Annotated in this window: 9 protein-coding genes; 1 reads left to right on the top strand and 8 read right to left on the bottom strand. The window is 59.9% G+C overall.

What is annotated here, in order from left to right:
* Positions 1-204: 204 nt before the first annotated feature.
* Positions 205-516 carry a YqfO family protein gene (locus ACA075_RS05095; RefSeq protein ID WP_109628126.1) on the bottom strand — a complete coding sequence of 104 codons (312 nt, stop codon included), beginning with the start codon at positions 514-516 and terminating at the stop codon, positions 205-207.
* 5 nt (positions 517-521) lie between these two features.
* Entirely contained in the window at positions 522-4,418 is a 3,897-nt protein-coding gene (gene purL, locus ACA075_RS05090; protein ID WP_497297553.1) for a phosphoribosylformylglycinamidine synthase, read from the bottom strand.
* Between the two features lie 274 nt (positions 4,419-4,692).
* Between purL and mltF the strand changes: the two genes are divergently transcribed.
* Complete coding sequence (gene mltF, locus ACA075_RS05085) at positions 4,693-6,153, top strand: membrane-bound lytic murein transglycosylase MltF (RefSeq protein ID WP_497297552.1); 1,461 nt, start codon at positions 4,693-4,695, stop codon at positions 6,151-6,153.
* A 128-nt stretch (positions 6,154-6,281) separates the two neighbouring features.
* On the opposite strand, the gene pdxJ is transcribed toward mltF, so the two are convergent.
* The 6 genes from pdxJ to lepA form a co-directional block, all read right to left on the bottom strand.
* Positions 6,282-7,028, bottom strand: coding sequence for a pyridoxine 5'-phosphate synthase (pdxJ, locus tag ACA075_RS05080; protein ID WP_497297550.1), 747 nt, complete (start codon positions 7,026-7,028; stop codon positions 6,282-6,284).
* Between the two features lie 47 nt (positions 7,029-7,075).
* Positions 7,076-7,759, bottom strand: a complete 684-nt coding sequence (gene recO / locus ACA075_RS05075) for a DNA repair protein RecO (RefSeq protein ID WP_497297549.1) — start codon at positions 7,757-7,759, stop codon at positions 7,076-7,078.
* A gap of 166 nt (positions 7,760-7,925) precedes the next feature.
* Positions 7,926-8,828, bottom strand: a complete 903-nt coding sequence (era, locus tag ACA075_RS05070) for a GTPase Era (protein ID WP_010463054.1) — start codon at positions 8,826-8,828, stop codon at positions 7,926-7,928.
* Positions 8,821-9,510: a ribonuclease III gene (gene rnc, locus ACA075_RS05065; RefSeq protein WP_010463056.1), complete on the bottom strand. Its 690-nt coding sequence runs from the start codon at positions 9,508-9,510 to the stop codon at positions 8,821-8,823. Before rnc ends, era begins: the two co-directional genes overlap by 8 nt.
* Positions 9,511-9,694: 184 nt before the next feature.
* Positions 9,695-10,549 carry a signal peptidase I gene (gene lepB / locus ACA075_RS05060; protein WP_219095819.1) on the bottom strand — a complete coding sequence of 285 codons (855 nt, stop codon included), beginning with the start codon at positions 10,547-10,549 and terminating at the stop codon, positions 9,695-9,697.
* Positions 10,550-10,554: 5 nt separating this feature from the next.
* Positions 10,555-12,354 carry a translation elongation factor 4 gene (lepA, locus tag ACA075_RS05055; RefSeq protein WP_219095818.1) on the bottom strand — a complete coding sequence of 600 codons (1,800 nt, stop codon included), beginning with the start codon at positions 12,352-12,354 and terminating at the stop codon, positions 10,555-10,557.
* Between the last annotated feature and the right edge of the window lie 130 nt (positions 12,355-12,484).

The raw sequence follows: 12,484 nt of genomic DNA, 5'->3' as shown, positions 1-12,484 counted from the left end.
CACAATGGTTCGGTGTATTTAGATCCATTGTGGGAGCGAGGCCTCGCTCCTGCAGGTTTTGCGTCGTTCACGTCATCTCGGCAAGACGCGATCCTGTAGGAGCGAGGCTTGCCCGCGAAGAGGCCCGCCCAAACACCACAAATCCCGGACAACAAAAAACCCGCTGATCTTCATCAGCGGGTTTCTCATTTCCGGACCGGAAGATCAGAAATCCTCCAACCGCCACACTTCATAAGCCGGTGTCTCATAGGGATGGCTGAGTTTCAGCGCGGCCACCACGGCCACGATCAACTCATCCGCCACCACCAGCTCAACCTTCCATTCCTCGACCTGCTCGACCTGCCCCGCTTCACCAATAAACGGCTGACTGCCGTCCAACGGGCGAAACTGGCCGAGGCCGAGTACTTGCCACGCGCAATGGTCGTAAGCACCTATCCGCCCGCCACCGGCGGCGAATACGGCGCTTTTGACCTGTTCCACATGACTGGCCGGAACAAAAAAGCTGAGCTTGTACACAGCCCTTAGTTCACCCAGACGCGCGCGTTACGGAACATGCGCATCCAAGGCGCGTCTTCGTTCCAGTCTTCCGAACGCCACGAGTTCTGCACGGCGCGGAACACGCGTTCCGGGTGCGGCATCATGATCGTTACGCGACCGTCGCGGCTGGTCAAACCGGTGATCCCGCGCGGCGAGCCGTTCGGGTTGGCCGGGTAGTTTTCGGTGACCTTGCCGTGGTTGTCGACGAAACGCATCGCCACGCAACCGGACAGATCGGCTTCCAGCAACGCTTCTTCGCTGGCGAACTCGGCATGACCTTCACCGTGAGCGATGGCGATCGGCATGCGCGAACCAGCCATGCCCTGCAGGAAGATCGAGTTCGATTCCTGAACCTGAACCATCGCCACCCGCGCTTCGAACTGCTCGGAACGGTTGCGCACAAAGTGCGGCCAGAACTCGCTGCCCGGGATCAGTTCGTGCAGGTTGGACATCATCTGGCAACCGTTGCACACGCCGAGGGTGAAGCTGTCGGTACGCTCGAAGAAGCCCTGGAACGCATCGCGAGCACGGCTGTTGAACAGCGCGGACTTGGCCCAGCCTTCACCGGCACCCAGTACGTCGCCGTAGGAGAAACCGCCGCAAGCCACCATGCCCTTGAAGTCGTTCAGGTCGACACGACCGGCCAGAATGTCGCTCATGTGCACGTCGATCGCGTTGAAACCGGCGCGGTCGAACGCAGCCGCCATTTCCACCTGACCGTTGACGCCCTGCTCACGCAGCACGGCAACCTGTGGGCGGATGCCTTTCTTGATGTAAGCCGCGGCGACGTCCTGGTTGACGTCGTAGCTCAGTTTGACGCTCAGGCCCGGGTTGTCTTCTTCCAGCAGCACGTCGAACTCTTGTTCGGCGCAGTCGGCGTTGTCACGCAGACGCTGGATCTGGTAGCTGGTTTCAGCCCACTGACGTTGCAGCAGACGACGCTGACCTTCGAACACGGTTTCGCCGTTGAAGGTGATGTTGATCTGGCCGTTGTTCATCGGCTGACCGATCACCGACACGCACTCGCCCAGACCGGCAGCACTGAACTGCGCGAGGATGTCCGGCGTGGCGTCTTGGCGAACCTGGATCACAGCACCCAGTTCTTCGTTGAACAGGATCGCGGCGATGTCGGCGGAGGTTTCTGCCAGACCGTCGAGGTTCAGGCTCAAACCGCAGTGGCCGGCGAAGGCCATTTCCACGGTGCTGGTCAGCAGACCACCGTCGGAACGGTCGTGATACGCCAGCAAGTGACCGTCGGCGTTGAGGCCCTGGATCACGGCGAAGAAGGCTTTGAGGTCTTCGGCATCGTCGACGTCCGGCGCTTGCGAGCCGAGCTTGCCGTGAACCTGGGCCAGGATCGAGGCGCCCATGCGGTTCTGGCCACGGCCCAGATCGATCAGGATCAGGTCGGTGGTGCCCTTGTCCATGCGCAGTTCCGGGGTCAGGGTCTGACGGATGTCAGCCACTGGCGCGAAACCGGTCACGATCAGGGACATCGGCGACGTCACGGTCTTGTCGACGCCTTCGTCGTTCCAACGCGTGGCCATGGACATAGAGTCCTTGCCCACCGGAATGGTAATGCCCAGCTCCGGGCACAGTTCCATGCCGACCGCTTTCACGGTGTCGTACAGACGCGCGTCTTCGCCGGGGTGACCGGCGGCGGACATCCAGTTCGCCGACAGTTTGATGTCGGAGATCTTGTTGATGCGCGAAGCGGCGATGTTGGTCAGGGTTTCGCCGATGGCCATGCGGCCCGACGCCGGAGCATCCAGCAGAGCCAGCGGAGTACGCTCGCCCATGGCCATGGCTTCACCGGTGTACACGTCGAAACTGGTGGCGGTGACGGCAACGTCGGCTACCGGAACCTGCCACGGGCCGACCATTTGGTCACGGGCCACGAGGCCGGTGATGGTGCGGTCGCCGATGGTGATCAGGAAGCTTTTGCTCGCCACGGCAGGGTGATGCAGAACGCGTTCGACGCAGTCTGCAATCTCCAGAGTCGATGGATCGAAATCGTCGCCCATTTCGTTTTCACGAACGGCCGAACGGTGCATGCGCGGGGCTTTGCCCAGCAGCACTTCGAGCGGCATGTCCACCGGGCTGTTGCCGAAGTGGCTGTCGGTAACGGTCAGTTGTGGTTCAGCAGTGGCTTCACCGACGACGGCGAATGGGCAACGCTCGCGCTCGCAGATCGCCTGGAAGCGTTCGAAGTCTGCAGGTCCCACAGCCAGAACGTAGCGTTCCTGGGATTCGTTACTCCAGATTTCGTGCGGGGCCATGCCCGGCTCGTCGTTTGGAATGTTGCGCAGCTCGAAGCGACCGCCACGGTTGCCGTCGTTGACCAGTTCCGGGAAGGCGTTGGACAGACCGCCCGCGCCGACGTCGTGGATGAAGCTGATCGGGTTTTTGTCGCCCAGTTGCCAGCAACGATCGATGACTTCCTGGCAGCGACGTTCCATTTCCGGGTTTTCGCGCTGTACGGAGGCAAAATCCAGGTCTGCCGAGCTGGTGCCGGTGGCCATGGAGGAAGCGGCGCCGCCGCCCAGGCCGATCAACATCGCCGGGCCGCCCAGCACGATCAGCTTGGAGCCGACGGTGATCTCGCCTTTCTGTACGTGTTCGGCACGGATGTTACCCATACCGCCGGCCAGCATGATCGGCTTGTGGTAACCGCGAACTTCGTCGCCACGCGGGGTGGTGATCGATTGTTCGAAGGTACGGAAATAACCGGTCAGGGCTGGACGACCGAATTCGTTGTTGAACGCGGCGCCACCCAGTGGGCCTTCGATCATGATGTCCAGAGCAGTAACGATGCGCTCAGGCTTGCCATACGGCACTTCCCACGGCTGTTCGAAGCCCGGGATCTGCAGGTTGGACACGGTGAAACCGGTCAGGCCAGCCTTTGGCTTGGCACCACGGCCGGTAGCGCCTTCGTCGCGGATCTCGCCACCGGAACCGGTGGATGCGCCGGGGAACGGGGCAATCGCGGTTGGGTGGTTGTGAGTCTCGACTTTCATCAGAATGTGCACCGGTTCCTGCACCGCGCCGTACTGGCGGGTTTCAGGGTCCGGGAAGAAACGGCCGGCGACGTTGCCGACGATCACCGAAGCGTTGTCCTTATAAGCCGACAGAACGCCTTCGCTGTGCATCACGTAGGTGTTCTTGATCATGCCGAACAGGCTTTTTTCCTGGCTCTGACCGTCGATGTCCCAACTGGCGTTGAAGATCTTGTGACGGCAGTGCTCGGAGTTCGCCTGGGCGAACATCATCAGTTCGATGTCGTGCGGGTTGCGCTTCAAGCCGACGAAGGCGTTGACCAGGTAGTCGATCTCGTCTTCGGCCAGGGCCAGGCCCAGCTCGGTGTTGGCTTTTTCCAGCGCGGCGCGGCCGCCACCCAGCACGTCAATCGCGGTCAGCGGTTTCGGCTCGGCGTGGCTGAACAGACCGGCAGCTTGTTCGAGGTTGCCGAGGACGATCTGGGTCATGCGATCGTGCAAGGCGTCCGAGATCAGCTGCGCGTCAGCGTCGCTGAATTGGCCGGCGACGTAGAACGCGATGCCGCGCTCCAGGCGCTGGATCTTGCTCAGGCCGCAGTTGCGAGCGATGTCGCTGGCCTTGCTGGACCACGGCGAGATGGTGCCGAAACGCGGCAACACCAGGAACAGACGACCGGTCGGTTCTTGTACCGGAACACTAGGACCGTACTTCAGAAGGCGCGCGAGCACCTGCTGTTCGTCGCCGGTCAGGACGCCGGTAACTTCGGCGAAGTGAGCGAATTCAGCATACAAGCCGCTGACAGCCGGGACTTTCTGGCTCAGTTGCTCAAGGAGTTTGCTGTGGCGAAAGGCAGAAAGGGCAGGAGCGCCGCGCAGGATCAACATCTTCGGGACAGCCTCGGGAAGGGGTGTGCTTTGAGGCCGTGCATTCTAGCCTAAACCGCCCGCGACATCACCCGAAACGGTGCGCGCGGCCGCACCCGAACGTCGGGCCGGGTATTTGGACCTCATACCGCGGCTCGCCGAGGGTTATTTTTTATGTCACAAATTACCGTTTTGGCCCATTCCTGCGGGCTCCAAGCGGGTTTTTCGCTCCCTAGCAGACAAGCCCTTCGCTGTCGAGATATGGCGGTCGTGGTCCTTTGCGTATACTGCGCAGATGTTTTCCCCAACGGCTTTGCGTCCGCGATACGCCAAATGGCTGATCGCAACCGGACTCTTCCTGATGCTCAGTGGCTGTGTTGATAAACCCAACACGCTGGAGCGCGTAAAGGAGGATGGTGTGCTGCGGGTGGTTACCCGAAACAGCCCCGCCACCTACTTTCAGGATCGCAACGGTGAAACCGGCTTCGAATACGAGCTGGTGAAGCGCTTCGCCGACGATCTGGGGGTGGAACTCAAGATCGAGACCGCCGACAACCTCGACGACCTGTTCAATCAGGTGGGCAAGCCTAACGGCCCGGTGCTGGCTGCTGCCGGTCTGGTCAGCAGCGAGAAACGCAAACAGCAGGTGCGGTTTTCCCACTCCTATCTCGAAGTCACGCCACAGATCATCTACCGCAACGGCAAATCGCGGCCGACCGACGCGGGCGACCTGGTTGGCAAAAAGATCATGGTGCTCAAGGGCAGCACACACGCCGAACAGTTGGCGGAACTGAAAAAGAAATATCCCGGCATTGAATACGAAGAGTCCGACGCGGTTGAAGTCGTCGACTTGCTGCGGATGGTCGATGAAGGTCAGATCGACCTGACCCTGGTCGATTCAAATGAAGTCGCGATGAACCAGGTCTACTTCCCCAACATACAAGTGGCCTTCGACCTCGGTGATGCCAGCAACCAGAGTTGGGCGGTGGCCGCTGGCGACGACAACAGCCTGCTCAACGAGATCAATGCCTACCTCGACAAGGTGAAGAAAAACGGCACCTTGCAACGTCTCAAAGACCGCTATTACGGGCACGTCGACGTACTGGGTTACATGGGCGCCACCACCTTCGCCCAACACTTGCAGCAACGCCTGCCCAAGTACGAGCAACACTTCAAGGCCTACGCCAAGAAAGAGAAAGTCGATTGGCGCCTGCTGGCGGCCGTCGGTTATCAGGAGTCGTTATGGCAAGCGGCGGTCACGTCCAAGACCGGCGTTCGCGGGCTGATGATGCTGACCCAGAACACCGCGCAGGCCATGGGCGTATCCAATCGCCTCGACCCCAAGCAAAGCATCATGGGCGGCGCCAAATACCTGGCCTACATGAAAGATCAGCTGGACGAGTCGATCCAAGAGCCGGATCGCACCTGGTTTGCATTGGCGGCCTATAACGTCGGCAGCGGCCACCTGGACGACGCGCGCAAACTGGCGGCGAAAGAAGGCCTGAACCCGGACAAGTGGCTGGACGTGAAGAAGATCCTGCCGCGCCTGTCAGAGAAGAAGTGGTACAGCAAGACGCGTTATGGCTACGCCCGGGGCGGCGAGCCGGTGCACTTCGTGGCGAACATCCGTCGTTACTACGACATTCTGACCTGGGTCACGCAGCCGCAGCTTGAAGGCAATCAAGTGGCGGAAGGCAACCTGCATGTGCCGGGGGTCGACAAGACCAAGCCGAATCAGGAAACCCCGCAGCTTTAAATCTTCGCTACCTTCAAAGACGCCTTCGCGGGCAAGCCACGCTCCCACAGGTACGAGTTGAGCCACAACTTTGTGTTCGGCGCGGTCCTGTGGGAGCGTGGCTTGCCTGCGAAGGCAGCGCCTCGGTCTTAGCCCTTCAACGCCGCGGCCAGGATCAATGCTTTCATCTCCGATACCGCCGACTTGAACCCGACAAACAACGCATGCGCTACCAGCGCATGGCCGATGTTCAGTTCGTTGATGCCCTTGATCGCGGCCACCGCTTCAACGTTGTGATAATGCAGACCGTGGCCGGCATTGACGATCAGCCCCTGAGCCAGGCCAAACGCAACACCATCGGCCACGCGCTGGAGTTCTTCAGCCACGTCAGTCGGCGTCTCTGCATCGGCGTAACGCCCGGTGTGCAGTTCGATAGCCGGCGCGCCAACGCGACGGGACGCTTCAATCTGCCGCTCATCAGCGTCGATGAACAGCGACACTTCGCAGCCGATCTTCGACAAGCGATCCACGGCGGCTTTGATCCGCGCTTCTTGCCCTGCAACGTCCAAACCACCTTCGGTGGTCAGTTCCTGACGGGTTTCCGGGACCAGGCAAATGTGCGCCGGGCGGATGCGCTCGGCGAACACCATCATTTCTTCAGTGACGCCCATTTCGAAATTCATGCGGGTTTGCAGCACGTCCTTGAGCAACAGCACGTCGCGTTCCTGGATGTGCCGGCGGTCTTCGCGCAAATGCACAGTGATGCCGTCAGCGCCCGCCTCTTCCGCGTCCAGTGCTGCCTTGACCGGATCCGGGTAACGAGTGCCCCTGGCCTGGCGCAGGGTGGCCACGTGGTCGATGTTTACGCCAAGAAGAATGCGATTGCTGGTGGTCACGGAAGCGCTCCTGAATTTAAAGATTCGGCGCACAGCATACGGGGAGACTACGGCTTGCGAAACAGCTCGCGACTGACCAGCGGACGACCGCCCAGGTGCACAGCCAATGCCTGACGCATCAGACGCTTGGCGGCGGACAACGCACCCGGCGCGGTCCAGTCAGCCTCAGACATGGCCAACAGCTCGGTGCCGTTGAACAGACCGGGTTGCAGCAGATAGACCTGCTCCAGGCCAGCATCCACTTGCAAACGGTACAGACCGTCCGGGGCGATGGGCTCGCCGTGGATGTCGCTGGTCAGGGCGAAACCGTAACCGAGGTCGTCGAGCAGGCGCCATTCGAAAGAGCGCAGCAAAGGCTCCAGCGGACGACCTTCGGCCAGCGCGAGCAACGTCGCGGCGTAGTGATCAAACACGCCAGGATGCGGGTCTTCGGCGGGCAACAGGCGGATCAGCAGTTCGTTGAGGTAGAGGCCGCTGAACAAGGCCTCACCGTTGAGCCAGGTTGAAACACCGCCCGCTTCCATTCGCCCAACGTTCTTCAGCTCACCCCGCCCCCGAAACTCTACTTCCAGCGGCACGAATGGCCGCGCCAATGTCCCCGCCTTGCCCCGCGCACTGCGCAAAACCGCCCGCAGCCGACCTTGCGGCGTGAGGAAGTCCACCAATGCGCTGCTTTCGCGGTAGGCGCGGGAGTGAAGGACGTAGGCGGGTTGGCCAATGGGCTGGGACATGGAGTTCTCAATGAAGAAACGCGATCTTATAAACAACCAGAAACCAATGTGGGAGCGAGCCTGCTCGCGATTGCGGTCTGCCAGTCAACAGTGATGTTGAATTTCAGGTCCTCATCGCGAGCAGGCTCGCTCCCACAGGGGTTCTTCGGTGTATCTGGATCCGGTGTTACAGGTCGCCGTAACCCAGCGAACGCAGAGCGCGCTCGTCGTCGGACCAGCCGCCTTTCACTTTCACCCACAGGTTAAGCATGATCTTGGAGTCGAACAGCAATTCCATATCCTTGCGCGCCTCGGTGCCGATACGCTTGATGCGCTCGCCCTTGTCGCCAATGATGATTTTCTTCTGGCCGTCACGCTCGACGAGGATCAAGGCATGGATGTGCAGGGTTTTACCCTGCTGCTTGAACTCTTCGATTTCGACGGTGATCTGGTATGGCAGCTCGGCGCCCATCTGGCGCATGATTTTCTCGCGCACCAGTTCTGCGGCGAGGAAGCGGCTGCTGCGGTCGGTGATCTGGTCTTCCGGGAAGAAGTGATCGTTTTCCGGCAGGTAACCGGCAATCACCCGTTCCAGCGCCTCAAGGTTGTGCCCGTGCTGGGCCGAGATCGGCATGATCTGCGCGTTCGGCAGTTGCTCCTGCAGCCAGCTCAGGTGCGGCATCAGTTCGGCTTTGTCTTCGATGCGGTCGGTCTTGTTCAGTGCCACGATCAGCGGGCCGGTCACGTACTGGACGCGCTCGAGGACCATCTGGTCTTCGTCGGTCCACTTGGTGCGATCCACCACGAAGATCACCACGTCGACGTCTTTCAACGCCGCCGAAGCGGTCTTGTTCATGTAACGGTTCAGGGCCTTTTCGCCGCCCTTGTGCATGCCCGGGGTGTCGACGTAGACAGCCTGGATCGCGCCTTCGGTCTTGATGCCCAGCATGTTGTGGCGGGTGGTTTGCGGCTTGCGCGAGGTGATCGCCAGTTTCTGACCCAGGATGTGGTTCAGCAGCGTGGACTTGCCCACGTTGGGACGGCCGACGATGGCAACATAGCCACAGCGAGTTGCAGTTGAATCAGTCATTGCCATTCTCCACACCCAGGGCAATCAGTGCTGCGGCGGCCGCTACCTGTTCGGCAATACGACGACTCACACCCTGACCTCGGCTTTTTTCATTCAGTAAGGTGATTTCACATTCGACGAAGAACGTCCGGCAATGCGGCTCACCCTGGATATCCACCACTTCGTAACGCGGCAGCTCGCAACCACGCGATTGCAGGAATTCCTGCAGACGGGTTTTTGGATCTTTGTTGGTGTCGACCAGCGTCAGGCCTTCGAACTCACCGGCCAGCCAGGCCAGCACGCGCTCGCGCGCCATGTCCATGCCGGCGTCCAGGTAGATCGCACCAATCAGCGCTTCGAGGGCATCGGCCAGAATCGACTCGCGACGGAACCCGCCGCTTTTCAACTCACCGGAGCCCAGTCGCAGGTATTCGCCCAGATCGAAACCGCGGGCCAGTACGGCCAGCGTCTCACCTTTCACCAGACGTGCGCGCAAACGCGACAACTGGCCTTCGCGAGCCAGCGGGAAGCGATCGAACAGCGCCTCGCCAGCGACGAAGTTGAGGATGGCATCACCGAGGAATTCCAGGCGTTCGTTGTTGCGCCCGGCAAAGCTGCGGTGAGTCAGGGCCAGGACCATCAGTTCCTGATCCTTGAAGGTGTAGCCGAGCTGACGCTCTAGACGGCTTAAGGAGACGCTCACGGTTTACCCACGCTGAGTTCGTGGCTGGATTCCACCGCCATGGCCGTGATGCGGCGCAGGCTTGGGACAATTAACGCTGTGTTCAAAAATTACGTCCTGAATATCATTGTTTTCATGCTTTCGGCGCCGATTGTGTCGACTCCAGAAATGCATTCGGCGCTGTGTTCAACAGCGCCGTGTGTGATTACTTGATCAGGCCAACCCGCGAGAAATTCGGCAGGTGACTGAGTTTGGGTTCCGGCCAGCTCATCCAGACTGCGAAGGCCTTGCCGACGATATTCTTGTCGGGAACCATGCCCAGCAGATCCTTGGGAATGCTCGGATCGTCCCAGTAGCGACTGTCGTTGGAGTTGTCGCGGTTGTCGCCCATCATGAAGTAGTGCCCGGCCGGCACGGTCCACGAACGGTCCGGCGATGCGCGATAGCGGCTCATTTCCTTGCGGATCAGGTGCTCGGCGACACCGAGTTTTTCCTTGTAGAGCTCGGCACTGCCCAGCGTGCCCGGCTCGGAGCCGACCAGTTGTTCGGCAATCGATTCGCCGTTGACGAACAGACGCTTGTCGGCGGTGTAGCGAATCTGGTCACCCGGCAGGCCCACCACACGCTTGATGTAGTTGACGTTCGGATCGCTCGGGTAGCGGAACACCATCACATCGCCGCGCTGCGGATCACCGACTTCGATGACTTTCTTGTCGATCACCGGCAAGCGGATCCCGTAAGAAAACTTGCTCACCAGAATGAAGTCGCCGACGTCCAGGGTCGGTTTCATCGAGCCGGAAGGAATCTGGAACGGTTCCACCAGGAACGAACGCAGCACCAGCACGATGAACAACACCGGGAAGAACGACTTGCCGTATTCGACCAGCAGCGGCTCTTTGTTCAGTTTCTCGACGACTACCATGTCAGCCTGGCTGACGCTCCCCTGATAGGAGTTGATGGCAGCCCGGCGCCGAGGCGCCAGGAACAGCAGATCGAGCAACGCCAACAGGCCGCAGACGAACACGGCGATGACCAGCAACAGCGGGAAATTTAGTGACATAGGACCTAACTATCCAACCTGAGCACCGCAAGGAAGGCTTCTTGTGGAATTTCCACGTTGCCGACTTGCTTCATGCGTTTTTTACCGGCCTTTTGCTTTTCAAGCAGTTTTTTCTTACGGCTAACGTCACCGCCGTAGCATTTGGCCAATACGTTCTTTCTGAGTGCCTTGACGGAGGTCCGCGCAATGATCTGCCCACCAATGGCGGCCTGGATCGCGACGTCGAACATCTGGCGCGGAATCAGTTCTTTCATCTTCTCGGTCAACTGGCGACCTTTGTAGTGCGCGTTATCCTTGTGCACGATCAGCGCCAGGGCGTCGACCTTGTCACCGTTGATCAGCACATCCAGTTTCACCAGATTAGCCGACTGATAACGATCGAAATGGTAATCCAGCGAAGCATAGCCGCGGCTGGTGGATTTCAGACGGTCGAAGAAGTCGAGGACCACTTCGTTCATCGGCAAATCGTAGGTCACCTGGACCTGCGTACCGAGGAACAGCATGTCGTGCTGCACGCCACGCTTTTCGATGCACAGGGTAATGACGTTGCCCAGGTGCTCTTGCGGCACAAGAATATTGGCCCGCACGATCGGTTCGCGCATGTCTTCGATCGAGGACAGGTCTGGAAGCTTCGACGGGTTATCGACGTAAATCGTTTCACCGGTTTTCAGCAACAACTCGAAAATTACTGTCGGCGCCGTGGTGATCAGGTCCAGGTCGTACTCGCGCTCCAGGCGCTCCTGGATGATTTCCATGTGCAGCATGCCGAGGAACCCGCAACGGAAGCCGAAGCCCAGGGCGTCGGAGCTTTCCGGGGTGTACTGCAGGGACGAGTCGTTGAGCGTGAGCTTTTGCAGGGCTTCACGGAAATCTTCGAAGTCGTCGGAGCTGACCGGAAACAGACCGGCGTAGACCTGCGGCTGAATACGTTTGAAACCCGGCAGCACGTCAACGTCTGGCGTGGAGCTCAAGGTCAGGGTGTCACCGACCGGTGCACCGTGAATGTCCTTGATGCCGGCAATGATAAAGCCCACTTCGCCGGCTTTCAGGTCAACGGTGGCGGTGTGCTTCGGGTTGAAGACACCGACGCTGTCCACCAGGTGGATCTTGCCGGTGGATTTGACCAGGATCTTGTCGCCCTTCCTCACACGACCATGGCGCACGCGTACCAGGGAAACGACACCCAGGTAGTTGTCGAACCAGGAGTCGATGATCAACGCTTGCAGCGGATCTTCGTAGTTGCCGGTCGGCGCAGGAATGGTGTGAACCAGACGTTCGAGTACTTCGTCGACGCCCAGGCCGGTCTTGGCACTGCACTCGACCGCATCGGTGGCATCGATGCCGATGATTTTTTCGATTTCTTCTTTGACGCGGTCCGGATCGGCCTGCGGCAGGTCGATCTTGTTCAGGACCGGCATGACTTCCAGGCCCTGCTCGATCGCCGTGTAGCAGTTGGCAACAGACTGCGCTTCAACGCCCTGACCGGCATCGACCACCAGCAACGCACCTTCACAGGCCGCCAGCGACCGGCTGACTTCGTAGGTGAAGTCAACGTGGCCCGGGGTGTCAATGAAGTTCAGCTGGTACTTGATGCCATCGCGAGCGGTGTAATACAGGGTGACGCTGTGGGCCTTGATGGTGATCCCGCGTTCACGTTCCAGGTCCATGGAGTCCAGCACCTGGGCTTCCATTTCGCGCTCGGCAAGGCCGCCGCACATCTGGATGAAGCGATCGGCCAGCGTCGACTTGCCATGGTCAATGTGGGCGATGATGGAGAAATTGCGGATATGACTCAAATCACTCACGGATCAACACTCAAAAAGGCTGCAGGCATAGCCCGCCGAAAAATAGCCGGGAATTGTACCTGATCCACGGCGCAAGCGTCACGTTCGCAGGTCAGACGGCACCTACAAAAACGCCCCGGTCTTGCGACAG

Source organism: Pseudomonas sp. LBUM1663 (assembly GCF_059695905.1).
This window is presented reverse-complemented; position numbering and strand designations above follow the sequence as displayed.